The sequence below is a fragment of the Caballeronia sordidicola genome, assembly GCF_000729995.1.
Taxonomy (GTDB): domain Bacteria; phylum Pseudomonadota; class Gammaproteobacteria; order Burkholderiales; family Burkholderiaceae; genus Caballeronia; species Caballeronia sordidicola_A.
Genome location: NZ_JNFG01000041.1, coordinates 27,793 through 54,179, shown reverse-complemented (window position 1 = coordinate 54,179; position 26,387 = coordinate 27,793). Strand labels below are relative to the sequence as shown.

Below are 26,387 nucleotides of genomic sequence, written 5' to 3'. Positions count from 1 at the left end.
CGTGACTTCCGGCTCGACGGGCGGTTGCGGCGTCGACAGGTCGACGATCGGCGCAGCCGCTTGATGCGGGAACAGGCTGCATCCCGACATGACCGCCAGGACAAGGAGGAATGCAAGCGTCCGGGCTACTGTTCGCCAGTGCCATTCGTACGCTCGAAGCGGGAAACCGCCACTCATCACAAGAGCTCCATGTTGCAGGGCTGCCTTCACGAAAATTGTGCGCCGTCGCAGGGGTTATCGACAGCGCGTGGGTTAGGGGGGGATGTTCGATACGAACCGGACGAGAGGCGCGAAAAGCGGTAGCGCTCGTGTCCTCCGGCTTCGCTCAAACGCCCGGCGGACGCGACTTCGCCTCGGTCGCCTGCGCGAGCCGCGCGGCGGTGTCGGGGGCGCCCATCTTCGCGGCGGCGTCGCGTGCGGTGAAGCCGTTCGCGTCCTTCGCATCGGGGTTCGCGCCTTTCGCGATCAGGAATTCGACCATCTCCACGCGATTGAACATGGCCGCGATCATCAAAGCCGTGCGTCCGTCCGGCGATGCCCCTTCCACGTCCGCGCCGTGTTCCAGCAGCGTCTCGATCACCGGCTTGTAACCCTTGAACGCCGCGCCGGCGATGGGTGTCTGGCCGTTGTCGTTGCGCAGGTTCGGGTCAGCCTTGTGTTCGAGCAGCACGCGCACCGCATCGGCATGGCCGTGATAGCTCGCGAGCATCACCAGCGTGTCGCCTTTGTCGTTGCGCAGGTTCGGCGGCAAGCCCTTATGCAGCAAGGTGTCGAGCATGGCAGCGTCGCCGCGGCGAGCTACGTCGAAAACCTCGCTCGCGAAATCGATGAGTTCGTCGCTCAAGGGTTCCGGACTTTGACCGGGAATGCCTGCGGATGAATCGGGTTGCATGGGAGGCTCCATTTGGATTGCATGGACGGGTACGGCGCGGCCGCTGTTCGATGCCGGGGTACAGGCGGGCGCCGGGTCGGGCGATGTTCGGTTGATACTGCGCTCAGTCGTATCCGGCAGCGACCCTGCGGCCGGTCGCGGTTTATGCAGCTTCCGCGGTCCTTGCAGTTTCTATCAGTGCGTCAGGATACACAGGTTTGGCGGCCGGTCGCACCGGGATAGCAGGAATCGCGCCTTGGTCCGGTCGATCTTGCTCATGGTTCTGACAACCTGTTCGGAGCGTCATTCTAAAGGGTGCGTGTTCATCGGCCTTCGTTTGTTCGGTGACGCCGATTGCGAATAATTAGCCTGAGCGGCGGTTTAGCGGTTTGCGCAGTGGCATTGCGTGCTCCTCATTGCGGTCTTTTTCCGCCTCTTCTCCGCTTTTCATCAGCAGGTTGTCCGGGCCTCCGACATTGGCATTTTTCGTCGTGCTCGCCGACAAAAGCTATCGGAAGCGCTTTGCTTGACCTGTGCCTATCGCACGCTTACGCTCGCCAGCACTTCATCAGGAAACGCACCGTGAACCACGATAACCCCGACACTCTCCGCCGCGTGGCGCCGGCCGCCGAACGCAATCGCGGACCCATTCTCGACGTGCTGAGCCGTGTACTGCCCAAGTCCGGCGTGGTCCTCGAAATCGCGAGCGGAACGGGACAGCATGCCGTCCACTTCGCCGCAGCGTTGCCCACCGTCACCTGGCAGCCGAGCGATCCCGATGCCGCGTCGCGAGCATCCATCGACGCCTGGCGCAAGCACGCTTCACTCGCCAATCTCAACGCGCCGCTCGCGCTGGATGTCCGGTCGGACCCGTGGCCCGTGCCGGATTCACTTGCGGCAATCGTCTGCATCAACATGATCCACATTGCGCCGTGGGCGGCGGCCGAAGCGCTGTTCAAGGGGGCCGGTGAGCATTTGGCAAACGACGGTGTGCTCTTTTTATACGGACCTTACAAGCGCGACGACTCCCATACCGCCCCGAGCAACGAAGCCTTTGACGATCAGCTTCGCGCCACCAATCCCGCCTGGGGTGTGCGAAATATGGAAGACGTGGTGAAGCTCGGGCGTGCGGCTGACTTGTGGATGGAAGAAGCCGTGCCCATGCCCGCGAACAACTTCTGCCTGATATTCAGGCGCACGGGCATCTGATGAATCTGGGGTAGTGGGCATTTGGTAGCCGGACTGAGGCAGACGGACCGAGGCAGACGGACCGAGGCAGACGGACCGAGGCAGACGGACTGAGACAGACGGACTGAGGCAGACGGATCCAACGCAGCCGGCCTTCAGTAGGCGGACAGGCAGACCGGCCCAAGCACCCGGGTCTGACGCAGGGCGGTTCGGTCTAAGGTCCGGGACACACCCAAATGGTTCCGTATCGGCAGGGCGGACGTTCCAGGGGCGTAATAAGCACAGCGTAAAAGACGTCGTTAGAATGTTGGCCGGCGCAGCCACGAAGTGCCGCAAAAATACCGATGCAGCGCCTGCGCACGCCCATCCAGCCCGCTTCCGACGGCCGCAGCCGTGCCCCGGTCGCGCCTCAATTGGCGTCTGGCGTGTAGACTGCGATAGGCCTTTGGTTGCAACGTCTCCTCAAAGCACATTTTTCGTCTGTTTTCTTGCCGATACCCTCAAGCGGAGGCATCGTACATGCATGTAGCGCTGCAACAGGACGTCGCTCAGAGCGAACTTCCGTCCCAACAATCTCAACCTCCGGCGCGTGATCTGCGCCGTGTCGATATTCACCCTGATCACTGGTATCCCGTTGCCTGGTCGCGAGAAGTAAAACGCGGCAAGGCGCATGGCGTTCGTTTCGCGGGCGACCCCGTCGTGCTGGTTCGCACGGAAACCGACAAGGTGTTTGCGCTGGAAGACCGCTGCGCGCATCGACAGGTGCCGCTGCATGCGGGCGTAGTCGACGGCGAATCCATCCGTTGTTGTTATCACGGCTGGACCTACGATTGCACCGGCCGCTGTATCGACGTTCCGTATCTCGGGCGCGAACGCCTGCCGAACGGCGTGCGCTCGTATCCGTGCCGGGAAGAAGCCGGCCTGATCTTCATTTTTCCCGGCGACCCGCTGCTCGCCGAGTCCACGCCGTTTCCGGCGCTTGGTTCCGTCGGCGACAAAGCCTACAAAACCCGCCGGTTCGGCCGCGAAGTGAAGTGCCATTACTCCTTCATGCACGAGAACCTGATGGACATGAACCATCAGTTCCTGCATCGAAAACAGATGGGTCAGATGAAGGCGCGTTCTGTCGGGCGCAGCCGCGGCGATGACTGGGTGGAAGTGAACTATACGTTCGCGCGCGAGGAGGGCAAGCAGCCGATCGGCGAGGCGCTGGTGTTCAGCCAGAAGCGCGGCACGAAGCCCGACGACAACAACAAAGACGTGATGACGATTCGCACGGAGTATCCGTACCAGACGCTCAGGATCCGCACCAAGGACCAGACGATGGTGATGGATCTGTGGATCGCGTACGTGCCGCTCGACGCCGAGCAGCGCACCAACCGCACGTTCGGCCTGCTGTCCATCCGCCGGCCGAAACTCCCGGGCATTCTAGATGCCGCGTGGCCATTGCTGGTGTGGTTCACGGAGCGTATCTTCAAGGAAGACCGGTGGATTGTGGAGCGCGAGCAGGAAGCGCATGACCGGCAGGGTGCCGACCATAACCATGAGGTTTTCCCGGTCATCCTCGAACTGCGCTCGCTGCTCACTGAATGCGGCGCGCCGGTCCGGGAAAGCGCGACGGAGCGTCGTGTGCATATGATCCAGCCGATCAGCGACTAGTCTTGAAGGGTCGCCGGCCAATCACCGGCTGACTCTCGCACACGACAAATTGCCGCAGTACCAACGTCTTGATCAAGACGTCGCAGTCATGAAGTATTAACCAGAAGAGGTCGACCATCATGGAACCCAACTCGACAGAGAACCCGGTCAAGCCGGCGGCGGAAGCGCCCCCCGAACAGGATCACTTCGATGCCGCCATCAGCCACGTCGATCATTCCTATGCGTCGGGTGTCATGGCTGCAGGTGCGGCCAAGGGCATTCTCTACAGCGTGATCGAGACGCTGGGCACGCTTATCGGCGACCCGGATTTGCCGGAGCACGCGCGCTCCGGCTATCAGGCGTTGAGGGTGAGCGCGCAAGAACTGCGCTCGAAGATCGACTAAGCGTTTTCGCTTTGTTTTCGTTTTAACCTGGAGTCGTGCAGCAAGTCCCGGTGGCGCATTTTTGTGTCCCCTATGTTCCCAAACTGCAGCGGCCCGGGCAATAATGTCAGGTCAACCACGGAGCACATCATGAGCAAGAGCCAGGACGCGAAGAAAACCGAGAAGAAGGTCGCTGTCAAATCGCCGAAAGAAAAGAAAGAAGCGAAGAAAGTGAAGAAGGAGGCGTCCAAGCGGCAGTAATGCAGTACCGGAAGTGAGGGTTTGGAAGTGATGCAAGATCTGTAAACGGGCGCGTTCAAACGTCCGCCCGTTTGATTTTATCCGGCTTCAGCTTCCAGATTTCCAGCTTCCCGCAGCACGTTTTTGATCATCTACGGCCCGCTTTTAGCGGGCCGTTTGTATATGAAGGTCATGCGCGAGTGAATAGCGGACGAAAGCCATGGACGAAAGCCATGGACGAAAGAGGCGGGCGATCGTGATCGCGTGCTCGTGGCGCCATCAGGGAAGCAATGGCGCCACGAGCGATGTTTTGGTCTCGTGGCCGATCAACAAATTACAGGGAGCTGGAAATTGGCTGACAGATTGTTCACTAATGCGAATCGTTATCATTTGTAGTTGCATTAATGATAGCGCGCTGTGTGGCAGAAGAGGCTTACTGGGAAAGGCTGAAAAATAGGGGCCGAGGTCGTGGATGGCCGAGCGAGTGGCTTGTGCGAACGGTATGGCTGACCGGACTCTTAAACGCCGCCCACCCAGCGCTCTTCCGACGCTTTCAAATGCGACCGAATGGCTGCCTGCGCGGCAATCGGGTCGCGCGCTTCCAGCGACCTCAAGATCCGTTCGTGCTCGGACAGCGCGACGCCCCAGGTTGTGATGTTTTCCGCGAGTCCGCTCACCTTGGCTGCGATTGGGTCGTTACGGCCATCGAATAACTCTCCGACCAGCCGGGTCAGCACTGAATTCCCCGCGATTTCAGCCAGGGTTATATGGAACAGCCGGTCCGGTTCCAGCGGCGAACGTCCTTGCGCGATCAACTCGCGCATCGAGTCCACGCTCTTTTGCAGGCGTGCCATGCCTTCCGCCGTGAGCCGTGTGCAAGCCAGCACGATGACGCTTCCTTCGATCGCCGCACGTGCCTGCATCAACTCGGTAGGGCTTTCACCCATGGAGGTCAGCGGCGGCTCTTCGGCGCTGCCTTCGCAGACATACACGCCCGAGCCCATCCGGATCTCGACCTGACCGCGAATTTCGAGCGCGATCAATGCTTCGCGCAACGATGGCCGCGACACCCCCAACTGCTGCGCAAGCTCACGTTCCGGCGGCAGGCGCGAACCCGCCTGAAAGCTGCCGAGGCGGATCAGCGTGTTGATCTGGTCAGCGATGGTTTGATACAGCCGTCGCGTTTCAACCGGTTTTACAGATGTCGTCATGGGCGTCGGGCAGGGATCGAAGTGTAAGGTGGCTTGACCAATTGCTTTCAGGATCGCTCGATCGGCATGGCAAAGAATATAAGGGTAAATACCGCGATTCCATAGCAGGCCTAACGCCATTATCATTCACAACAGGTAAGGCCACATGCTGAAAGACAAAAATTGGCTTGACCACTTTGGCGCCGGAACGATGAGCGGCGCCATCCCCAAAACTGAGAGACCCCGCCGAGGAGACAACGCCCGTGCAAATGCTCATACGAGTCGACGAGGCCCAGCGATGAACGCGGCAGCCCAACAGGGCGCGGCGCATATCGCGCCACGCGCCGAGCCACGTGCAACCGGCCCGCACGCCATGCCGGACGAGCCCTTGCTGCGCCTGAACAGCGTTGGCAAGCGCTTCCCGGGCGTGATTGCGCTGCAAAACGTCAGCTTCGACGTCCGCGCAGGCGAAGTGCATGCCATTTGCGGTGAAAACGGCGCGGGCAAGTCGACGCTGATGAAGATCGTCAGCGGCCAATATCGGCCGGACGAGGGTGAGATCTACATCGACGGCCGCGAGCATCACTTCGCGTCCACGCTCGAGGCGCAGGCGGCGGGCATCGCGATCATTCACCAGGAACTGAACCTGATCCCGCACTTGTCCATCGCGGAGAATATCTTTCTGGCGCGGGAGCCCAAGCGCGGAATTTTCATCGACCGGGCGCGTCTGGCTGCTGATTCCCAAACTGCGCTCGATCGGATCGGCCTGCCGCTGAAACCGCGCACGCTGGTGGGATCGTTGTCGGTCGCGCAGCAGCAGATGATCGAGATCGCCAAGGCGCTGTCGCTCAACGCGCGCCTCTTGATCATGGACGAACCCACGTCGTCGCTGACTGAATCCGAGACTGTGCATTTGTTCCGGATCATCAAGGAATTGCGCGAGGCGGGCGTGGGCATTGTCTATATCTCGCATCGGCTGGACGAGTTGGCCGAGATCGCCGATCGCGTCACCGTGCTGCGCGACGGCCGCACCATTTCCACCGATGACTTCGCCGCCACCACCATCGAGCAAGTGGTCTCGCATATGGTCGGCCGCGATCTGGACGATGTCTTTCCCGAACGCAAATCGCAGCCGACGAATGAAGTTCTGCTGAGCGTGAACGGCCTCACGCGTCGCGATGTGTTCGGGCCGGTGAGTTTCGAATTGCGTCGCGGGGAAATCCTCGGGTTTGCCGGATTAATGGGCTCGGGGCGCACTGAAGTGGCGCGCGCGGTATTCGGCGCCGATCCGGTTGAAGCAGGCGAAGTCCAGTTGCAAGGCAAGCGCCTCTCGATCCATTCACCCATCGATGCGATCCGCAACGGCATTGCGTATCTGTCGGAGGATCGCAAGGGCAATGGTCTCGCGCTGCAGATGACGGTCGCGAAGAACATCACGCTCGCGAACGTCGAAGCCGTGTCGGGCGCGGGCGGGTTTATCCGCTTCGAAGAGGAGGCGAAGGTTGCGCGCAAATATGTCGATGCGCTGGGCATTCGTACGCCGAGCGTGAACCAGATCACGCGCAATCTTTCGGGCGGTAATCAGCAAAAAGTCGTGATCAGCAAATGGCTGTTCCGCGAATCGAAGATCCTGTTCTTCGATGAACCCACGCGCGGCATCGACGTCGGTGCGAAATACGCGATCTATGAACTCATGGACCGGCTCGCGGCGCAGGGCATCGGCGTTGTATTGATCAGCTCGGAGTTGCCCGAAATCATGGGCATGACAGACCGCGTGGCCGTGTTTCATGAAGGCCAGATAGCGGGCGTGCTCGAGACCCGCAAAACCAATCAGGAAGAAATCATGCACTACGCATCAGGACGGACCGCCCATGCTTGAGATGACTACCGACCCGGCGCACGCCGACCGTGCCCGCGCTCGTGAACGACGCAAGGACCTGATCCAGAAGTTCGCGGCGCTGGGAAGCCTCGTAATGCTCGTGGTCGTGTTCTCGGCGACCAGCAACGCGTTCATGTCGCTCGGCAACGGCATGACCGTGGCGTTGCAGGTGACGTCCATCGCTTATCTCGGCCTCGGCGCGACGTGCGTGATCATTACTGGTGGCATCGATCTGTCGGTCGGGTCGGTGCTCGCGCTGTCCGGCGTGGTCGCCGCGATGCTCGTGAAAGCCGGCGTGCCTGTGCCGATTGGCATGCTCGGCGGCGTGGTCGTGGGCGCGATCTGCGGCGCGTTTAATGGGTTGTTCGTGACGCGCATGGGCTTGCCGCCGTTCATCGCCACGCTGGGCATGATGCTCGTTGCGCGCGGCGTGGCGTTGCAGATTACCGGTGCGCGGCCGGTCTCGGGACTTGGCGATTCCTTCGCTGAACTCGGCAACGGCTCGCTGTTTCGCGTGGTCCGCATGGGCTCGGACGGCTTCCCCGACATCGTGTTTCCCGGCATTCCGTATCCCGTGATCATCATGGTCGTGCTGGCGGTGCTGGTCGCCATTATGCTCAGCCGCACCTCGCTTGGGCGGCACATCTATGCGGTGGGATCGAATGCAGAAGCGGCGCGGCTGTCGGGCGTGAATGTGAATCGCGTGAAGCTCTTCACCTATGTATTGTCCGGCGCGCTTGCGGGTTTGACCGGGTGCGTGCTGATGTCGCGACTGGTGACGGCGCAGCCGAACGAAGGCGTGATGTACGAACTCGATGCCATCGCAAGCGCGGTGATTGGCGGCACGTCGCTGATGGGCGGAGTAGGCACCATCTCCGGCACGGCGATAGGCGCGTTCGTGATCGGCATCTTGCGCAACGGGCTGAACATGAATGGGGTATCGAGTTTCATCCAGCAGATCATCATCGGCCTGGTTATCTTGGGGACGGTGTGGATTGACCAGATCCGGAACCGGAGATGAGTTTCATCGAACGCGTCTTGAGCGTTCGCGATGTAGAAGAGACGATGTAGAAAAAAGCGAGGGTCCAACGGGGTGTTGCAAAATCAACAGGAGCGAGACATGAAACTGACTACGAAGGCGATGTTCACCGCTGTGCTTGCCGTCGCTGCAAGCAGCGCGTTTGCAGCGGGTGGCGAGATTGCCGTGATCGTGAAGAGCGCCGATTCGAACTACTGGCAGAACGTCAACAAGGGCGCGACAGCGGCACTGGCCAAGGAGAAGGGTTACACGATGACCTTCCAGGGCCCGGCTGCCGAATCCGACATAGCCGCCGAGGTGAACATGGTTGAGAACGCGGTGAACCGGAAGGTTGCGGGGATCGTGCTGGCGGCGTCGGATCCGGACGCGCTGGTGCCGGCTGTGAAGAAGGCATGGGAAGCGCATATTCCGGTGGTGATCATTGATTCGGCCTTGTCCGATTCGGGCAAGCCGTATTACCAGGCTTTCCTGTCCACCGACAACGAGAAGGCCGGCGAGATGTGCGCTCAAGCGTTGATCTCGCGGGTGGGGCAGACGGGCAAGATTGCGTTGATGTCCTATGTGGCCGGTGCGGGGTCCGAAGTGGGGCGCGTTGGCGGGTTCCGCAAGTATCTGGCGGCGCATTCGAAGTTGCAGGTGGTCGGACCGTACTACTCGCAATCGCAAATGGCGAACGCGTTGAATCAGACGACCGACGTGCTTGCCGCCAATCCCGACCTGAAGGGTATTTTCGGGGCGAACGAGCCGACGGCTGTGGGGATGGGCCGCGCGCTGGCGCAGTCGGGTAAGGCGGGCAAGGTGATTGCGGTTGGATTCGACGGTAATTCGGATCTGCAGAACTTCGTGAAGGACGGCACGATCCAGGCGATAGCCGTGCAAGGCTCGTATCAGATGGGCTACAAGGGCATTCAGACGGTGATTGGCGTGATTGAGAAGAAGGCGCCGCCGAAGTTTGTCGATACGGGTGTCGTCATGGTCGACAAGGGGAATATTGATCTGCCGGTGGCGAAGAACGTGTTGTATTGAGCGTTGGTGGTCGCTGGGCTTTAAGGTCAGGCCCAGGCAGGCGATGCGCAGTGCGAAGGGATTGCTGGATGATCCTTTTGCGCTGCGTTTTTTTTGTTGGTTTTAGCGGTTTTGTTTCAGCGGAAGCTGATCGGGTTTTATTGTCAGTTTCTCCATTACCCTCACCCGTAGAACAATCTTTCCTTGCGGCGTGGCTATCCGCCGCATATCAGCTCGCATACCATGCCGTATCGATTACGACCCTAAGCCTGATATGCAAACACCCTTGTACCGATGGTTACTAGCGGCTTCCGCCGCCACCGCTTTATTCGCCAGCGCCGCTCAAGCCCAGGTCGACACGACCAAAAGCACGGTCACGGCGACATCGAAGCAAATGAACGTGCCGGTCGAAGGCAAGTTCAAGAAGTTCACCGCGCAACTCGACTTCGATCCGGCCAAGCCGGCGGCAGGTAGCGCAAATCTCACCATCGATACGGGAAGCTACGATCTCGGCGATGACAGCTACAACAAGCAGGCGACCGACAAGGACTGGTTCGATACGGCCCATTTCCCGACCGCCACTTTTGTTTCAACGGCCATCGCGCCGGCTGGCGGGACCAAGTTCAACGTCAGCGGCAAGCTGACCATCAAGGGCAAGTCGCAGAACGTCACCGTGCCGGTCACCGTCACGAGCCAGGGTGCAACGCAAACCTTTGATGGCTCATTGCCCATCAAACGCACGCAGTTCGATGTCGGCTCGGGCGAATGGAAAGACACCTCGGTCGTCGCCGATGAGGTTGTCATCAAGTTTCACCTCGTCGCGGCCAAGAAATAACTCACGCGATAAGCCAAGAAATAAACGCTCATCGATCATCACATTCATCCTGGAAAACTCATGAAAAAGAACCTTCTGATTGCAGCCGCCGGCGCGCTTTTCGCGGCCCTTTCGTTCAACGCGATGGCTGAAGAAGTCACGTATCAGCTCGACCCGAACCACACGTACCCGAGCTTCGAGACCGACCACTTCGGCGGCATCTCGGTCTGGCGCGGCAAGTTCGACAAGAGCAGCGGCACGGTGACGATCGATCGCGCGGCCAAGAAGGGCACGCTGGACGCGACCATCGACATGACGTCGATTGATATCGGCAACGACAAGCTGAACGGCGAACTGAAGAGCGCGCAATTCTTCGACGCCGACAAGTTCCCGACGGCGACCTACAAGGGCACGTCGATGAAGTTCAAGGGCGACGTGCCGGTTGAAGTGATCGGCGAGCTGACGCTGCATGGCGTGACGAAGCCGCTGAACCTGAAGATCGAATCGTTCAAGTGCTTCACGAACCCGATGCTGAAGAAAGAAGTGTGCGGCACGGAATCGACGGCAACGTTCGATCGCGGCGACTTCGGCGTGGACTACGGCAAGGCATACGGCTTCAAGATGAAGACGACGCTGCATATTCAAGCCGAAGGCGTGAAGCAGTAACTTCCGCGGAAGAATGCTGGCGTGGAGGTCGTCGCGCCTATCGTTCAGGATAGAAAAGCCGTTTCAGCTAACGCTGGAACGGTTTTTTAGTTTGTAAGCACAACGCGAATCCGCGTGTGAGTTCGCGTACGTCATCTCGAGGCTGCAACTCGGCAATACCTGCGGATCATCGTTGCGCTCGTTATCAATGCCCTTATGTCATGAATGTAATGACAGCCGGGCTATCGTCAATCGGGGTTCTGTCGAACACAATCCTCTCCAACGCAGCGCTCGCTGCCTAATTTTCTGGAGAGAAACCATGATCGCAGTGACCGGGATCACAGGGCAGGTTGGGGGCGTTGTTGCGCGTTTGTTGTTGGCCGCCGGCCTCGAAGTCCGCGCCGTCGTTCGCGACGCAGCGAAGGGCGAGGTTTGGGCGAAGCAGGGCTGCGAAGTCGCACTTGCCGACGTCAACGACCAACAGGCATTGCAGCACGCATTCGAAGGCACGGAAGGCGTGTTTGTCCTGCTGCCGCCGACGTTCGACCCTACGCCGGGCTTTCCCGAAGCACGCAAGACTATCGCCACGTTGCGGGCCGCGCTCGCAGCCGCCAAACCGTCCAGGGTGGTCGTGCTGTCCACGATCGGCGCACAAGCCACGCAGCCGAACCTGTTGAACCAGCTGCAAATCCTCGAGCAGGAACTGGGTACGCTGCCAATGCCCGTGGCTTTCCTGCGCGCTGCATGGTTCATAGAAAACGCTGCATGGGATGTGACACCTGCACGCGAATCGGGCATCGTGCCCAGCTTCTTGCAGCCGCTCGATAAACTTGTGCCGATGGTCGCCACCGCCGATATCGGCCGCGTCGCAGCAGAACTGCTGCGCGAATCGTGGACGGGGCACCGCATTGTCGAACTGGAAGGACCGCAGCGTATTTCGCCCGACAAGATTGCTGAGAGCTTCGCACGTTTGCTAGGTCGAGACGTCAGCATGACCATCGTGCCGCGCGACACGTGGGAAGACCTGTTCCGCTCGCAAGGGATGAAAAACCCGACGCCGCGCATGCAAATGATCGATGGCTTCAATGAAGAATGGATCTGCTTCGAAGGCGCTGAAAACGAAGTGCGCAAAGGCCGTGTGCCGCTCGATACGGTGTTGCAATCGTTGATTGAAAGGGCGTAGAAGAAGGGCGTCGATCCTTTGGATCAGGCTTACGAGCATTCACATTTATTCAGGAGTACAACCAATGACTCGAACGGGGAAAAACACAGCGCCTGAAGGCCGGCTCGATGGCAAGACAGTGATCGTGCTCGGCGGTTCATCGGGTATCGGCTATGCGGTGGCGGAGTATGCGCTGGCCGAAGGCGCGCACGTCGTGATTGGATCGAGACATGCGGGACGTATCGAGGCCGCCGTCACTGCGCTTGGATCGAATGCTGAGGGCCACGCGCTCGATCTCGCCGATGAACACGCTATCGAAGCGTTTTTCAACGCGATCGGCAGCTTCGATCATCTGGTGTTCACCGCAGGCGATTCGCTGCGGCTTGGTGAGGTCGCCGCGACGGATTTATCGCAGGCAAGACGCGCCTTCGATATCCGCTATTGGGGCGCGCTCGCCGCGGTCAAATACGGCGCGCCGCACATCGTGGCGGGTGGTTCGATCGTGCTGACAACGGGTGTCGCGGCGTTGCGTCCACGCAGCGGCTGGGCATTCGGCGCAAGCGTATGCGGAGCAATGGAAGCGCTCACGCGCGCGCTTGCTGTCGAATTGGCGCCGTTGCGCGTGAATGCGGTGTCGCCAGGATTGATCGCGACGAACCTATGGCAGGACATGTCAGAAGAGGACCGGCAAGCCATGTACGAACAAGCCGGCAAGCATTTTCCCGTCGGACGAGTGGGCGAGGCACGCGATGTCGCGGCGGCGTATCTGTTCCTGATGGAAAGTGGGTTCGCAACGGGACAGACGTATGTGGTGGACGGCGGGGCGGTGCTGGTTTAGGGGACTGGACGAAGCGCGGTAGATGCCTGAACGTCATCAAATACCCGCTGCCGTGGCGTCACGAAAAAGTGGATTGAGCGAACCCGCCCAATCCACTTTTTTTACGTTTAATTGATTACCTTATCAATTCGTTAGCGACAGATACGGCGACGCCAGCGGCGTCGGCGGGAAGGACAGTGCGCCGGCTTGTTTCGTGAAGCTGTACCGCACGTACACGGCGGCCAGATATTCGCGATACTGATACGCATTGCCAAGAGACGCTGTCGCCCCGACCGTGAGCTGCGGTGCAAGTTGATATTCGGCCGTTGCGCTGAACGAATACGAGATGCCTGTCTTGCTGCTGCTGGGATACACGCTGCCGCTGGGCCCCGAACTTCCCGGCTGGACGTTGCCGGTGATCGGGAAATAATCCGAAGAATCCTGCCGGTAGTGCTGCACGCCGATCGAACCCTTGAGGTCGTAGGTGAACGCGCCATTGCGGCCCATATACTCGACCGGCAGGTTCAGGATCATGTACTGCTGCGGGCTGAAGTAACCGCCCTGGCCATAGGTGAAGTACGACAGGTTCTTGTCGTAGTGCATCAGCGTGGTGTTCACGCCCGCCGTCAGCGTGGTGTTTCCGTCCTGGAACAGGCGCGTATAGAAACCGCCGCCGCCTTTCTCGGCCGTGTTGCTCGCGACATTGGTGCCCTCGTAGTACTGGAACGCGTAGTTCACGTACACGCCGCTCGTTCCGTCGTCCCAGCCGAGATCCGCACGTCCGCCATTCGATGTGACGCCACCCCATTGCAATTGATGACCTTGGTCGCGTGTCCCTGCATACGAGAGCAAGCTGTCAGTAACCGCCCGGCGTGCGACGGCGATCGAGTACGAAACCTTGTCCGTTATCTTGCCGTTGTACTGTGCGCCGCCGACCACGCTTTCTTCAAGAAAGCCGAGCGGCGTGGTGCCGACATCGAGCTTGACGCTGTTCGTTTCGTATCCCACGGACAAGCCCACGCCGCTCGCCGTTTGATTGCCGTAATTATTGTTAAGGGTCGATGCGGCCTGTCCGGAGCCAAAGCGCTTGAGCGTGTCGGCCGTCGATTGCGCATCACCGGCATCCAACGTGATCGGCGTCGCCGTCACGACAATATGCCCGTTCCCTGCCGCGATGCGACCCTCCACCGGCGCTTCGATATCCGTCAGGTTCGACAGCCCGTCCTCACCCGTGCGTTGGCGAAAGATGATGCCGCCCGACACCGTGCTCGACCGGGCGCGGTTGATTTGCGCGAGTTCGTCGGCGACGCCCAGCGTTTGTGCGTTTGCCACGGTCGTCGGATTGTTGCCCGCCATGCCTGAGTACGCCTGAGCCGTTTGCGCGGGAGCGTAGCCATAACCCGCGGGCGGTTGCGGAATATAGGGCTGCCCGTAGCCCTGGTTCGCGTACGGTTGTTGTTGCTGCGGATACCCGTACCCCTGCTGCGCATACTGCTGTTGCTGCTGCGGGTAAGGCTGCTGCCTGTAGTCCGTTTCATCGGCTTGGCGGCTATTACGCGACGTGGCTTGCTTGCGCGTTGCCGTATGTTTCGACTTCGCTGCCGACGCGCTCGAATACGTGCGGGGTTGCGGCTGCTGAGCGTTCGCTTGTGCTTCGCGCGCAGCGGGCGACATGGGCCACGGCGAACTCACCGCCGCGTCGTACGGCTGCTGAGCTTGCTGGTACTGAGCCGGATACGGCTGCTGTTGTTGATAAGGCTGCTGTTGATTCGGCTGCTGATATTGAGCCTGCCCCTGAGCCTGGTATTGCCCCTGATACTGTCCCGAATCCTGAGCCGGCCCTTGCCCCGGATAAGGCTGCAGCGGCGCTGCAGCCGGCCCACCAGACTGGCTTGAACCGGACGTATCCGGACCGTATCCGCCGCTTGCCGCTACCGGGCGCGCACCATTGCCCGGCGTCGAATAGGGCGCGACATACGGTGTCGAATAAGGCGCGGGTTGAGGCGGGGGCAAATAGTTCGGCACGTTCTGCGTCGGTGAAGAAGGCTGGAGATAAGTGGACGGCCCGCTGGACGACCCATTGGGCAGTCCGGGCATCGGCGTGGTCGAGCGCGAGAACAGTCCGCTCAGCGGACCGGTCGCTGCGCCCGATGCGCCTGATGACGTATCGACGGCGGTCTTGCCTTCAAATGGATTGGTGCCGGGCAGGGGCATGGACCCGATGCGCTGCATCGCTGATTCCCAGCCGCGCGGCACGTTAGGTTGCGCACCCTGGCCGGCGACACGCGCCGTTTGACCCACAGGCGTATTCGCTGCGATCAACGCCTGCTGCAAATAACGCGATGCCAGCGAAAGCTTGCCCTCGGCGTGATACATGCGGCCGGTCGCGGCGAGCACGCGGGGATCCTCAGGCGCTGCGCGCAGCGCCTGATTCGCCGTTGCCTCGGCAAACGAGAATTCTCTCGCGCCGGTCGCGGCGCCAATCGCTGCGACCTGCAAATCGATGTCGTCAGGACGTCGAGCCAGCGCCGCGCGATAACTCGCGAGTGCGCTGCGGTCGTCTCCTGCGGAGGTGTACAAACGGGCCAGCGCGCCTTGAAGATCGGGGTTATCGGGCATGGCGGCAAGCCAGGGCGCGATTACATCGTAGGCGCTTGCCAGGTCCCCGCGCTGGCGCACGGTATCAGCCTGTTTCACCACAATGCCGATGTTCAGGTTGTTGAAGTCGATACGTTGCTGCGGCGTGAGCTGGGAAGCCGCCAGCCGGCGCATGACCGAACTCAGTTCGGCTTGCTGCTGCGGATCTGTCCGGCCTGCAGTCACGGGAACGGCCGTCAGGATACCTGCGTATTGCAGCAGCAGGCCAGTGTCGTCGGGGGCAGCAGCCATTGCGCCGCGCACCAGCGACAACGCGCGCATGGTGTCGCCCGCCTGCAGATACGACGACGCCAGCACGCCGATCAGTTCCGGGCTGCCCTGGGCAGTCGGCGTGGCGCCTTGCAGAATGGCTTCGGCTTGTTGCGTCTGCCCGGCACGCGACATCCGGTTCGCGAGATCCGCCTGCGTATGCACCCATAAGCGATGTTGCAGCACGGTCATGGCCGTCGTGCGCTGGCTGACCGGGATCCGTTCCAGCTGCGATAACCCCGTCGCCCAGTCCTGCGTCTCAGCCGAGAGCAGCGCGCTTGCATAAAGCGCATCGGTCATGTCGGGGTGCGTGGCGAGCAAGCCGTCCATCATGCTGCGCGCATTGCCGACCGCACCTTGGCGCACATAGATGCGGGCAAGGTCGAGCCGCATCCAGACATCGTCGGGATTGTTCAGCAGCGCATCTTCGAAGAGACTGCGCGCGGTGCCCAGGTCGCCGCGTGCTTCCGCCACGCGCGCTTGCGCCGCCTGCGCTTCGCCGCGCAGCTTGTTGATGCCGCCAGCCTTCGCCTGCTGTTCCGCGTTCAACTGGTTCGCGAAGCTGAGCGCCTCGTCGCCGCGGCCTTGCGCGGCCAGTGCACCGACCAGTCCGCGAATGGCGTCCGGATTGTCGGCCTGACGGCGCAGTGCCATCCGGTAGGCCTGTTCAGCGCCGCGCGGGTCGCCGCTGTTGAGCAGCGTTTCACCGAGCATGGTCTGCGCAGTGGTGTCCGACGGATTCAGCGCGATCGCGCGCTCGAACATCGACCTCGCCTTCGCGATCTCGCCATTGCTGCGCGCGCCGATACCTTCGCTCGTATAACTCCAGTAGGTCGCGCTCGTGAGCGCATCCTTCCAGCGCGCCGGATTGCCGGCACGCGATGCACGCTCCAGATACGTGCGCGCTTCGTCGAATTTTTCTTGCTTCAACGCGGCGATACCCATGCCGCCGAGCGCATCGCCGTCGTCCGGGCTGTTCGCCAGCACCGCCGAAAAGCGGGCGCGCGCCGTGACGATATCGCCACGATCCAGCGAGGCGAAACCTTCGGCAACCTCGCGTCCCCGGGCATCGACAGTGGCATCCGCTTGCGCGCGATCGCGGGCCTGCTTGTCTTGCTGGACCATCGAATCGAAACGCGCCTTGACCGCAGGATCATCCGGCGATGCTTGCAAATACGCTTGATAAAGCGGCGCATCGGACGCACGTGCACCGAGCCACAGCAGCGCCTGGCGCCAGCTTTTCTTAGCTTCCTCGCCGACCGTGCTGTCGGTGCTTAACTGCTGCAAGCGGGCGATACCGTCACGCCGCGTGGTGTCGCGGTAGGTCAGGTGCTGCGCAAGCGCCAGCGCGTAGCGCGGGTCGTTGGGGTTTTGGCGCGCAAGCTGCGTCAGGCCTTGACGCGCCTGATCCCAGCCTTGCGGCGTGGCGGCAAGCGCCTGGTAATACTCGAGCGTGAGTTCGGGCGTGGCGGGCTTGCCGTCGATCGCCCGCTGGTATTCCTGCACCGCCGACGCGGTCTGCCCGCTTTGCGCGAGCCGCCGGGCATCGTTCACGGTCTGGTCGCGCGGGCTGGTTTCGCCGAGCCGCCGGCCGAGTTCATCGATATTCGGATACTGCGGCGCAGCTTCCCGCAAGCGCTGCAGATACTGCTGCGCACCGCTGCCGTCCTTGCGGTCCGACAGGATGATACCCATGCCATAGAGCGCGTCAGGCTGCTTCGGATCGATACGCAGCACTTTCTGCCACGCCTGCTCGGCGAGATCGCCGCGGCGATGCGCTTGCCAGTAGCGGCCCTGATCGATCAGCACGGCTAACGGTGAATTGGCGCTGGCGCCGGTAACGGCGCCAGCAGTCGCTGCGCTGCTGGCGGCTTGCGCGAACACGGTCAGAGGCACATTGGCGACGCAGCCCGCCGCGAGGCTCAGCGCAATCGCCCGCGCGCCGGCGTGCGGCTTGATGGGGAACAGGGGCCGTTTCAACATGCGCTTCTCCAGCTCGGCACGAGTCGGCCGGCTTCGTCGAAACGGTATCGGCCTTCTATAAATCCGGCGCCGAACAAGCCCAGCACCCGGTCGTAATAAACCGGTTCACGGTTAGGATTTGCAGACGTTGCAGCTGGCGAGTTCGCCACGGGCGCGTCGAGCGCCGCGAGATGCGCGCGCGCAAGGCCCAGGCCGCGATCATCGCCGAGCGTCTTGAAGTACGGTGCGAGCGCAGCCCAGTAGCTGAGCGGGCCTTCGCCGCTGGTCGCGCCCGTCGACACGCTCACGCGTTCCGGCGGATAGCCGTTTTGCGCGACGGCCTGGCGCATGCCGCCGAGCTTGGCAAGCCACGGCTTGCCAAGCGGATCGGCGCCGGATGTCAGCCCGGCCCACAGATACACGCGAATCGCGTCATAGCTGCCGGTGTCGGCGGTCTGCGGATCCACGACGAACTGCCCCGACTTGTACGCCGCCCAGTCAGGAGAAAAGCCGTGCGGCGCGGTGGTCGTCACGAGCTTATAGCTGTTCTCGGCAAGCTGGTTCCACGGGCCGTCCGGCATCTCGCGAGCGAGTCCGCGCAACACCGGCAACGGCGAATAGCTCGGATTAAGACGCGTCACATCGCCGGTTTTGAACCCTTGCGGACCAGGCAGCAGCATGGGCCCGAGGCCAGCGAGATTCGTCACTTCGTGGCGCACGATCTGAGTGGCCAGCGCCATGCCCAGTTGCGTGTAAGTCTTCTCGTTCCACAGACGTCCCGCTTGCAGCAGGTCGTAGGCGATCCACAGGTCGGAATCGGAGGCGGAATTGGGATCGAGCACGCCGAACGAACCATCCGGCTTCCTGCCCCATTGCCATGAAGGCAGTTGCACATTGCCTGGCTCGAACTGGTTCGCCGCGAGGTTAATGCGGGTCCAGGCGAGCAGCCGGTCGAAGGTCGCGCGGTCGTTCGCGACCAGTGCGAAGAACATCGCGTACGACTGGCCTTCGGAGGTTGTTTGCTGCGTCGGCGTGGAGTAGTCGATCACACGGCCGTCGGCCTGCACGAAGCGCGCCGTGAACGTGCGGTAAGCGCTCCAGTCCGTGCATTGCGGCGTGGGCGTCGAAGACGCATGCGCGCTGAGAGTTGTCCCCATGCCGATCAACGCCAGCGCCAGAATTGCAGTCTTCGATTCACGTCTGAAACCAGCCTCCATATCAATCCCTCAAACGGCGCGCGGCAATGGCGCGCAGCGACCGGTAGAACAGTGCCGCAATGATGATGGCGGCAAGCAAGCTGCCCAGCACCAGCAAGAGCGGATGCGACGACAACGCCCAGCGCATGTACTCCAGCGGCGACAGGCGGCCGACGTAATACGCCTCGCCATTCGATGTCACCGTCACGTCGCGTCCATGGATCACCGCCATGGCGCCCTGGATCTCGGGCAGGATGTCGTTGTCGAGCAAGGCGGCGGACAGGTCTGCGTCGGACTGGCCGGCCGCACTGATCAGCGCCACCGCACTGCGATTGCTTTTCAGGGGCGACTCGAAGCCAGTAATGAGCGCGTCGCCGCTGGAGCTGACAAGCGACAGGTCGGCGCGCGCCGGCAGGCGCTCGACACCATGCGGGCCGTGCCACCAGTCGACCACCTTGAACGCCACGTCGGAGAGCTGGAAGCTGCGCGAATCGCCGTCACCGGAGAACGGCATCTGCTTCGCCCAGGTTTGCAGCAGCGGCTGGCGGCCGGGGGAGCCCAGGATCAGCAGGTCTTTATCTTTGAGATTGTCGACCTGATCGGCCTGGGCGACGGTCACGCCGGTCACCGGATAACCCGTCGATGCCCCCATGCGTCCCATCTCCAGCAGGTACAGGCTGAAGTCGGCGGAGTTGGGATCGTTCGGCATGATGACTGCCGTCTCGGACAGGTCGGCCATGCGCGTGAACGGGAAGCCGCCATTGGCGAATGCCGCGAGGTCGGGCAGCGCCATGTAGTGCGGGAAGCCCGAGAGGTCGATGGTCGAATTCGGATCGATGGAACCCACCACGTTATCCAGCACGCGGCCCTGGCATTCGCCGGTCTTCGGGTAGTCGTAGTAGAAGTGCAGGCGCAACTGCGAGCGCGGCGTGAGCAGCAGCGGCGGCAAGTAGATCTCACGACGCGCAGCGGCGGTCTGGTCGGGCATCACCCGGTTGAAATAGCGGCCGAGATCGAAGGTGGACGTGGCCACCGCCGGAATCCGTAGCGACTGCACGAAACCATCGTTCACGTTGATGTTCAGCGTGGACCGGTCGAGCGCGGGACGCACCGTGTAGCGATAACCCAGATCGATCGGCACGCCCTTCGTTTGCCACATGAAGAGGTCGGGCGGCACGCGCATGTTCACGCGCACGGCGTCGGCGTTATAGCCCGTCACCGACAGGTCGCGCGCTTCCGCCAGTTCGCCGAAACGCACGGGCCGGTCGGTCGGCAGCCAGTTCGGCGCGTCATAGGGCTTGCGCGGGGCGAAGTCGTTCAGTTGCGTGATCGTCGCGGTCGTACCGGACAACGTGTTCTGGCCGATGCCGAGCGCCTTCGCTGCGATCTTCAATTCGGTGTCATTGCGTCCCATCACGAGCAGCAAGCGGCCGCGCGAGGGCGAATTGGGATCACTTGCGCGATCCAGCACCGTGATGGTCGGGCCGTTTATATCGGGGATCTTCAAGCCGGCCGGGTGCTGGTCACTGGTGGCGAACACCACGGCATTGCCGGACAGCGGCACGTTGTCGATCTGCGCCGGAAACACAGCGCCACGATACCCGCTAAGCGAGCCGAACCACGACGCTACCGCGCCCGCTGCTTCAAGCGTGGCCGCGCTTGGTTTCTGCGCGAACACGAACGGCAGTTCGAGCCGGCGAACGTCGCGGCGATCGAAGAAAGGCACAGGCAACGCGGCCAGGTCAGGCTTGCTATCAAGCGATGCATACGTGAGGTCGAGCGAGCTCGCGTTGCTGACGGTCGCCCACAACGTGGAGTTCGACGGATCCTCGCATTGCTGCGTGTAATGGCCGATCAACTGAACGTTGAGGTGATTGAACTCGGTGATGAAGCGCGGGTCGATGGAGACGTCGCGCGCAACCAGGATGCCGGCCTGCTCGCGCGGCACCGGCAGCGTGGCGGCGACTTCGCCGTTGACCAGCACCTTGAGTTGCGAGATCGACGGCAGCAGCGAAGGGGAATAGCTGTAGATCAGGTGCAGCACCGCGCCGGTCACGACTTCGTCGCTGCGAACCGAGAACGGTACGCCGTTCTGGCCATCTGTGCCACGCAGTTGCAGCGGATCGAGCGCGCCGAGGTCGGAGAACGTCAGCGTTTGGCGGCGGCCGCCAGGCACCAGCGTGCCGGGCTCGGCCGTGGTGGGCGTCTTTGACGCAAGCGTGCGCACCGGAGGCGCAGCAGACCCTCCCAATGCTCCCGAGGCCGCCTGTGCGAACGCCGGTACCGGGACGGCGAGCTGCGGTTGCTCGATGGTCGCGCGGTTGAACGGCGTGGCCGGGCCGGGGGGCGGCACGGCGCCCACGCCGGTAGCAACTCCGGCAGCGGTCCCGGACGCGGACGCGCTGGCCGAGGCGTTAGTCGAGGTATTGGTTGAGTTACTAGCCGAGTTATTAGCCGTCGCGGCGCTTGCCAGCGATGCCAGCGGCACGGCCAACGCCGTTTGCAACGCAAGCCAGCAAGCGAGGCTACGCATCAATGCGCGGGGAATGGGGCGGGAGCTGAACGGAGTGAAAGCCGTCGTGTCCGGTTCGCCTTGTCTATTGCCCGGGCGCAGCATCGAAATTCCCTTACCCATGTCAGTCTTTGGTCTTCAGTTTTTTAACGTCGGGTGAACGGGTCGTCAGCCAGTTCTTCGCGTCGGTGAAAAGATGCTCGAACAACGCGCCGATACCGCCCATGCCCACCACCAGCACGTGCCGCAAGCCGCGCAACGGCGCGTCCGGGGTGCGTCCTTCAGACCAGTTCGTCCAGGCATCGGCCCGGGCGAAGGTGGTCTTGACGAACTCGAATTCCTGCTCGCGCGTGAGCGCGGAAAAGCGCAATCCAACGCGCCCGGCGGCGGTAAAGCCGACGGTCGCGGGAAACGCATATTCCTCGTCGCCGCGAAACAGCGAGACGGTGACTTTTTCGTGCAGCGGCACTTCCAGGTTGCCCGGCAACTTCACGCCCACGCCGCCTTCCGAGTAGTCCATGGTTTCGCAGGCGAGGGTGCGGCCGGTCGAAAACTTGAGCATCACGGGCATCTTCATTTCTACCCGATGCGTCGTGCGCACTTGCCGGCGCTCGCTTGCAGCCGCGACGCTCGCGCCGAGGATCAGCATGTTGTAGGTGGTCCATGCGAGGTTCAGCAAGACCGTATTCACTTCGCTGCTGACATCCCAGTGCAGGTAGATGTTCACGATTCCCGCGATAAACCCGAGCAGGTTCAGCACCAGCAGGAACAGATAGGGGCGCGAGATCGCGTAGTCGAAATAATCCTTCGAGATCTGGCCGCCCTTCGCCGTCACGTTGAACTTGCCAAGCTTCGGGTTGATCAGCGCGAGCAGGGTAGGCGCCGTGATGTACGACGCCAGCACGGACTCATACACTTCAGCCCAGAACGAATGCCGGAACGAGCGCTGCATGCGCGAGTTCGTGATGCTCGCATGCATCATGTGCGGCAACGCGAAGATGGCGATCGTGCCGGCCGCCGCGTGGATCACGTGCGCGCCAAAAAACAGGTACGACAGCGGCGCGGTAAGGAACACGAGGCGCGGGATGCCGTAGAAGAAGTGCATCATCCCGTTCAGGTAACAGAGCCGCTGACCGATCTTCAGGCCCTTGCCGGTGAGCGGGTTATCGATCCGGAAAATTTGCGTCATGCCACGCGCCCAGCGAATCCGCTGGCCGATGTGACCGGACAGGCTCTCGGTCGCAAGACCTGCCGCCTGCGGGATCGCAAGATACGCGGTGGTGTAGCCGAGCCGATGCAACTTGAGCGCCGTATGCGCGTCTTCCGTCACCGTCTCGACGGCGATGCCGCCAATCTCTTCCACCATCGTGCGGCGCAGCAGCGCGCAGGAGCCGCAGAAGAAGGTCGCGTTCCAGAGATCGTTGCCGTCCTGTACCAGCCCGTAGAACAGCTCGCCTTCGTTGGGCACCTTGCGGAACGTGCCCAGGTTGCGTTCGAACGGATCGGGCGAGAAGAAGTGGTGCGGCGTTTGCAGCATCGACAGCTTCTTGTCGCGCAGGAACCAGCCAAGGCCGATTTGCAGGAACGAGCGCGTGGGAATGTGATCGCAATCGAAAATCGCGAGATATTCGCCCTTCGTGATTTTCAGCGCTTCATTGATATTGCCGGCCTTCGCATGCCGGTTGTGCGTGCGGATCGTCCAGGTAACGCCGACCTCTTCGCAGAACGCCTTGAACTCGGGACGGCGGCCGTCATCGAGGACATGAATGGAGATCTTGTCCGCCGGATAGTCGATCGCAAGCGCCGCGTAGATAGTCGGCTTCACCACGCCGAGCGGCTCGTTGTAAGTCGGGATGAAGACGTCGACAGTCGGCCATTCATCGCGGTTTGCCGGCAATGGCATCGGCTTTCTCTGCAGCGGCCACGCGGTCTGGAAATAACCGAGCATCAGCACGATCGCCGAGTAGAGCTCAGCTGAGACCAGCAGCAAACCCCAGGCGGCATCGAGCGGACGTTCCCAGTAAGTTGTCTCGGTCAGCCGCCAGTACATGTAGCGCCCGGTGACCGCGACCGACAGCATGATCATCACCAGTGTCGCGTACTGGCCGCGCAGGCGCCGGAACGCAAGTGCCAAAGCGAAACAGCAGCACGCGAACACCAGTTGCTGGGTGAACTCGAGCGGCACCGTCCAGACGAAATACATTGTCGAGAGGGCGAACAGCGTGAGGATCGTCGTAAAGATTCGGTTGCTCCAGATCTTCGAATCGACAAAACGTTCCAGCCGGGACGCGACTTCATCGGCTTCAGATAATGGTTGTACGCGAGCTCCTGCGCGTGGCTTGCTCATGCGACGCTCCTCGGCGAGAGCTGCCTGGAATCGACCGCATTGGTGAGCCATTCGCCGCACGTGCGCAGATCGGCGGCGGCCTGGCTCAATGGGTCGTAATGGATCAGCGTGGTGTCGCAGGCAAGCGACTCGCTCACGCCTTCGTCAAGGTGGATAACGCCCGGGAACAGCTTGTCGCCGAGCAGGTTGCGCAGCACCTTGAGCACGTCCTTCGTCAATTGCCGCGACTGGTCGACCTGGTTCACCACGTAACCCGTGCCCACAAAATCTGCCCGCGGCGTGGCGTAGGCCTCGATCATGCGTTCCATCTGCGGGATGGCGGCGTACGAAGCGGCGTCGGCCAGCACGACATTCAACGCGAAATTCGACGCGCACAGCGCCGTGCGCGTGTAGACCGTCGAACCCGGCGGGGTATCGACTATCACGATATCCGCGGCATCGAGGCCCAGCCTTTCCAGCGATTGCGCGAGCCACTGCGGGTCGCGGTCGATGTGCGACTCGAAGCGGCGGCGATCGTCTTCCACCACCGCGCCGTAGGGCAGCACGGTGACGCCGTCGACACCATCGAACATCACGGTTTGCCACGGGTCACCGGCGAGGGTGGCGCGCGACAGTCCGTCGATACTGTCGAGCGGAATGCCGAAATGCAGGCGCAGTGCGTTTTGTGGATCGAGGTCGAGCGCAATCACGCGCCGCCCGCGTGCGGCGAGCACCGAGGCCAGGTTCGCCGCGAGCGTGGTTTTACCGACCCCGCCCTTGGCAGAGACAACGGTGATGACTTTCATGACGATGAGTGGCGCTTGGCGAGCCACGAACCTGCGCCCGTGACCGGTGCGTTCAGCGGCGAGTTGACGGGTGCCGGCGTTGTTGCCGGCGCTGAAGCAGCGGGTCCGCGCAGACGCTGGAACATCGACTCCAGCGAATCCGGCGGTGCGCTCGGTTGATGCGCAGGCTGCGCGTGCGGCTGCGCACGGAACAGCTTGCCGAGGATCGATTGGCTTTTTGCTTCAGGCGTGGGCGCCGGTGCTTGAGCCGCCGCTTGAGCCACTTGAGGTGCCTGCACGCGTGGCAACGACGGCGATCTCGTCGCAGTGTTCGAACGTTGCAGCGCGGCGGCGAAACCCGTGGGTTGGCCGGGCGCGCTCGCAGGCGTGGCGAGCGGTTGCGTGCGCGGTTGCGGTTGCTGCTGAGCCAGCTGCGGGAGGTGTTGCTCTTGCTGCGTGTGGAACGGCCGGAACAGCGGTTGCGGCAGACGTGCTGGCTGCTGCGGTTGCGCAGCGGCTGCCGCCACGGCCTCGGCTTCTCCAGCGTTCGACGTTCCTTCGACCGCTTCGACGAGAGCAGAGAAACGCTCTGCGCCGACCGGCGCCGCCGGCAAGGTGACATTGGCGACCGGCGGAACCGTCTTGCGATGAGCGCGTGCGAAGAGCGGTGGTTTGCCGCGGTTGATCGGCGCTGCGCCCTCCGGCTGCGTCAGGCTGTTCGGCACGGTGCGATGTTCGCCGGAACGATCTTGCGTGTGCGGCAAATGAGCTTCGCGGCGAGGCACGATGCTCGGAATCGATGGCTGCGAGAGGTCGAGGGTCGCGAGCAACGGCCAGCGCGTACGGGCATGGACGGCTTCGTTTTCGCGGCCGATTTCCTGGTAGTTGCCGGCATCGCCGCCAAATTTGTCGAACAGCTTTTCAATATCGCGCGATGGGTTCATATGCTGCGTCCTCGTACTCTAGGTTGTGCTTTGAGCCCTGCCTCGACGATCACTGGGCGGTGATGTCTCGCGCGCTATTGGGCGCTGATGCGGGCAATGCCTGTTTGTCTACATGGTTGACTGCTTGATCCGGTGTAGGACCCGTACTGCGTTCGTCAAGCCGAGGGGGATTTTCCGGGCCAGCTCAAGGCAAGCTCCGCCAAGCGAGATCAGACGCGCCCTCAGTTGGCCTCAATTGCTATAACGGCCCAATCTGAATTCGACTGTAGCGCTTTCGTCAAACTCGCCGGCTTGCACCACCGACAAGCCTTGCGCGCCGAGCGCGCTTAGCCATTCCTGATACGCGCCTTCGAGAAACGCCGGGCTCCACGGAAGTGCATTCGCGCCGAACGCGAGCAGGGGCGGACAGCAATGAACGATGCGGAGATAATCCGGCTCGTCGCCCACCTCGACAAACCCCCAGTCGAGGTCATTCCAGATCGCGTTCAACGCGGCGCCGAGTTCGGGCGTGGTGGCGCAGGGCGGCAATGGATGGGCAGCGGCAAAACGCCGTCCTACCCGTTGCATCAACTGACGTAGCTCGTCGCGGCCGATCTGGGTATCGAATTCTTCCGCCAAGGCGACCAGCACGCCACGCCATTGCGAAGAGATTTGCCGGTCAAGCAGGTAGTCGAGGGTCATGGCCATAGGGTTAGAGAGGAAAGCTTCCAGCTAAATGAGCGCAAAAAAACGATACGGCTTAATCAGTAGTATTTACACTGTGCCGTCCTTCGATAGACGGTAATAGTGATACGACTTACCTTTTAAGCCGGAGTCTACTTGAAGGCGATTTGTTTTTGCCACATAACGCACATTAGCAAATAGTTCTGTGGTTAAAGCCGCAA

At 61.8% G+C, this 26,387-nt stretch carries 19 protein-coding genes; 10 read left to right on the top strand and 9 right to left on the bottom strand.

Features of this window, described 5'->3' with window-relative positions; all coding sequences use genetic code 11:
* Positions 1-325: 325 nt before the first annotated feature.
* A complete protein-coding gene (locus FH08_RS0129880; protein WP_031361877.1) occupies positions 326-892 on the bottom strand; it encodes an ankyrin repeat domain-containing protein in 567 nt (188 codons plus the stop codon).
* 561 nt (positions 893-1,453) lie between these two features.
* Here FH08_RS0129880 and FH08_RS0129875 point away from each other — a divergent pair.
* The 3 genes from FH08_RS0129875 to FH08_RS0129860 all read left to right on the top strand — a co-directional run bounded on the left by FH08_RS0129875 (position 1,454) and on the right by FH08_RS0129860 (position 4,101).
* Positions 1,454-2,080, top strand: coding sequence for a DUF938 domain-containing protein (locus FH08_RS0129875; RefSeq protein WP_031361876.1), 627 nt, complete (start codon positions 1,454-1,456; stop codon positions 2,078-2,080).
* Positions 2,081-2,578: 498 nt separating this feature from the next.
* Entirely contained in the window at positions 2,579-3,718 is a 1,140-nt protein-coding gene (locus FH08_RS0129870; protein ID WP_031361875.1) for an aromatic ring-hydroxylating oxygenase subunit alpha, read from the top strand.
* Positions 3,719-3,837: 119 nt separating this feature from the next.
* Positions 3,838-4,101 carry a hypothetical protein gene (locus FH08_RS0129860; RefSeq protein ID WP_031361874.1) on the top strand — a complete coding sequence of 88 codons (264 nt, stop codon included), beginning with the start codon at positions 3,838-3,840 and terminating at the stop codon, positions 4,099-4,101.
* Between the two features lie 737 nt (positions 4,102-4,838).
* Here the strand turns inward: FH08_RS0129860 and FH08_RS0129850 are convergent.
* Positions 4,839-5,531 (bottom strand): FadR/GntR family transcriptional regulator, encoded by a 693-nt coding sequence (locus tag FH08_RS0129850; protein ID WP_031361873.1) that lies wholly within the window; start codon positions 5,529-5,531, stop codon positions 4,839-4,841.
* Positions 5,532-5,808: 277 nt separating this feature from the next.
* Between FH08_RS0129850 and FH08_RS0129845 the strand changes: the two genes are divergently transcribed.
* From FH08_RS0129845 to FH08_RS0129815, 7 genes are all read left to right on the top strand, one after another.
* On the top strand, positions 5,809-7,389 hold the full coding sequence (locus FH08_RS0129845) for a sugar ABC transporter ATP-binding protein (RefSeq protein WP_419178031.1): 1,581 nt from the start codon (positions 5,809-5,811) through the stop codon (positions 7,387-7,389).
* Positions 7,382-8,410, top strand: a complete 1,029-nt coding sequence (locus tag FH08_RS0129840; RefSeq protein ID WP_031361871.1) for an ABC transporter permease — start codon at positions 7,382-7,384, stop codon at positions 8,408-8,410. Before FH08_RS0129845 ends, FH08_RS0129840 begins: the two co-directional genes overlap by 8 nt.
* A 99-nt stretch (positions 8,411-8,509) precedes the next feature.
* Positions 8,510-9,454 carry an ABC transporter substrate-binding protein gene (locus tag FH08_RS0129835; RefSeq protein ID WP_031361870.1) on the top strand — a complete coding sequence of 315 codons (945 nt, stop codon included), beginning with the start codon at positions 8,510-8,512 and terminating at the stop codon, positions 9,452-9,454.
* Positions 9,455-9,707: 253 nt separating this feature from the next.
* Positions 9,708-10,268 (top strand): YceI family protein, encoded by a 561-nt coding sequence (locus tag FH08_RS0129830; RefSeq protein ID WP_031361869.1) that lies wholly within the window; start codon positions 9,708-9,710, stop codon positions 10,266-10,268.
* 60 nt (positions 10,269-10,328) lie between these two features.
* Positions 10,329-10,913, top strand: coding sequence for a YceI family protein (locus FH08_RS0129825; RefSeq protein WP_031361868.1), 585 nt, complete (start codon positions 10,329-10,331; stop codon positions 10,911-10,913).
* Positions 10,914-11,211: 298 nt separating this feature from the next.
* Positions 11,212-12,075, top strand: a complete 864-nt coding sequence (locus FH08_RS0129820; RefSeq protein ID WP_031361867.1) for an NmrA family NAD(P)-binding protein — start codon at positions 11,212-11,214, stop codon at positions 12,073-12,075.
* Between the two features lie 64 nt (positions 12,076-12,139).
* The gene (locus FH08_RS0129815) at positions 12,140-12,892 is read left to right on the top strand and encodes an SDR family oxidoreductase (protein WP_051888646.1); all 753 of its coding nucleotides are present in this window, start codon (positions 12,140-12,142) and stop codon (positions 12,890-12,892) included.
* A 123-nt stretch (positions 12,893-13,015) separates the two neighbouring features.
* Here the strand turns inward: FH08_RS0129815 and FH08_RS0129810 are convergent, their stop codons facing one another.
* From FH08_RS0129810 to bcsD, 7 genes are all read right to left on the bottom strand, one after another.
* Positions 13,016-17,761 carry a cellulose biosynthesis protein BcsC gene (locus tag FH08_RS0129810; protein ID WP_051888645.1) on the bottom strand — a complete coding sequence of 1,582 codons (4,746 nt, stop codon included), beginning with the start codon at positions 17,759-17,761 and terminating at the stop codon, positions 13,016-13,018.
* Positions 17,755-18,957, bottom strand: a complete 1,203-nt coding sequence (gene bcsZ, locus FH08_RS0129805; protein ID WP_031361864.1) for a cellulose synthase complex periplasmic endoglucanase BcsZ — start codon at positions 18,955-18,957, stop codon at positions 17,755-17,757. Before bcsZ ends, FH08_RS0129810 begins: the two co-directional genes overlap by 7 nt.
* Position 18,958: 1 nt before the next feature.
* Positions 18,959-21,571 carry a cellulose biosynthesis cyclic di-GMP-binding regulatory protein BcsB gene (gene bcsB, locus FH08_RS0129800; protein WP_035567417.1) on the bottom strand — a complete coding sequence of 871 codons (2,613 nt, stop codon included), beginning with the start codon at positions 21,569-21,571 and terminating at the stop codon, positions 18,959-18,961.
* Position 21,572: 1 nt separating this feature from the next.
* Positions 21,573-23,795, bottom strand: a complete 2,223-nt coding sequence (gene bcsA, locus FH08_RS0129795; RefSeq protein ID WP_031361862.1) for a UDP-forming cellulose synthase catalytic subunit — start codon at positions 23,793-23,795, stop codon at positions 21,573-21,575.
* Positions 23,792-24,580, bottom strand: coding sequence for a cellulose biosynthesis protein BcsQ (bcsQ, locus tag FH08_RS0129790; protein WP_031361861.1), 789 nt, complete (start codon positions 24,578-24,580; stop codon positions 23,792-23,794). Before bcsQ ends, bcsA begins: the two co-directional genes overlap by 4 nt.
* On the bottom strand, positions 24,577-25,503 hold the full coding sequence (gene bcsP, locus FH08_RS0129785) for a cellulose biosynthesis protein BcsP (RefSeq protein ID WP_035567416.1): 927 nt from the start codon (positions 25,501-25,503) through the stop codon (positions 24,577-24,579). Before bcsP ends, bcsQ begins: the two co-directional genes overlap by 4 nt.
* 231 nt (positions 25,504-25,734) lie before the next feature.
* Positions 25,735-26,190, bottom strand: coding sequence for a cellulose biosynthesis protein BcsD (gene bcsD, locus FH08_RS0129780; RefSeq protein WP_031361859.1), 456 nt, complete (start codon positions 26,188-26,190; stop codon positions 25,735-25,737).
* Positions 26,191-26,387: the final 197 nt, after the last annotated feature.

Bases quoted from the DNA above. Each gene is read 5' to 3' on its own strand.
- FH08_RS0129880 (WP_031361877.1), bottom strand. From the start codon at position 892: ATGCAACCCGATTCATCCGCAGGCATTCCCGGTCAAAGTCCGGAACCC.
- FH08_RS0129870 (WP_031361875.1), top strand. From the start codon at position 2,579: ATGCATGTAGCGCTGCAACAGGACGTCGCTCAGAGCGAACTTCCGTCC.
- FH08_RS0129860 (WP_031361874.1), top strand. From the start codon at position 3,838: ATGGAACCCAACTCGACAGAGAACCCGGTCAAGCCGGCGGCGGAAGCG.
- FH08_RS0129850 (WP_031361873.1), bottom strand. From the start codon at position 5,531: ATGACGACATCTGTAAAACCGGTTGAAACGCGACGGCTGTATCAAACC.
- FH08_RS0129845 (WP_419178031.1), top strand. From the start codon at position 5,809: ATGAACGCGGCAGCCCAACAGGGCGCGGCGCATATCGCGCCACGCGCC.
- FH08_RS0129840 (WP_031361871.1), top strand. From the start codon at position 7,382: ATGCTTGAGATGACTACCGACCCGGCGCACGCCGACCGTGCCCGCGCT.
- FH08_RS0129835 (WP_031361870.1), top strand. From the start codon at position 8,510: ATGAAACTGACTACGAAGGCGATGTTCACCGCTGTGCTTGCCGTCGCT.
- FH08_RS0129830 (WP_031361869.1), top strand. From the start codon at position 9,708: ATGCAAACACCCTTGTACCGATGGTTACTAGCGGCTTCCGCCGCCACC.
- FH08_RS0129825 (WP_031361868.1), top strand. From the start codon at position 10,329: ATGAAAAAGAACCTTCTGATTGCAGCCGCCGGCGCGCTTTTCGCGGCC.
- FH08_RS0129820 (WP_031361867.1), top strand. From the start codon at position 11,212: ATGATCGCAGTGACCGGGATCACAGGGCAGGTTGGGGGCGTTGTTGCG.
- FH08_RS0129815 (WP_051888646.1), top strand. From the start codon at position 12,140: ATGACTCGAACGGGGAAAAACACAGCGCCTGAAGGCCGGCTCGATGGC.
- FH08_RS0129810 (WP_051888645.1), bottom strand. From the start codon at position 17,761: ATGTTGAAACGGCCCCTGTTCCCCATCAAGCCGCACGCCGGCGCGCGG.
- bcsZ (WP_031361864.1), bottom strand. From the start codon at position 18,957: ATGGAGGCTGGTTTCAGACGTGAATCGAAGACTGCAATTCTGGCGCTG.
- bcsB (WP_035567417.1), bottom strand. From the start codon at position 21,571: ATGGGTAAGGGAATTTCGATGCTGCGCCCGGGCAATAGACAAGGCGAA.
- bcsA (WP_031361862.1), bottom strand. From the start codon at position 23,795: ATGAGCAAGCCACGCGCAGGAGCTCGCGTACAACCATTATCTGAAGCC.
- bcsQ (WP_031361861.1), bottom strand. From the start codon at position 24,580: ATGAAAGTCATCACCGTTGTCTCTGCCAAGGGCGGGGTCGGTAAAACC.
- bcsP (WP_035567416.1), bottom strand. From the start codon at position 25,503: ATGAACCCATCGCGCGATATTGAAAAGCTGTTCGACAAATTTGGCGGC.
- bcsD (WP_031361859.1), bottom strand. From the start codon at position 26,190: ATGGCCATGACCCTCGACTACCTGCTTGACCGGCAAATCTCTTCGCAA.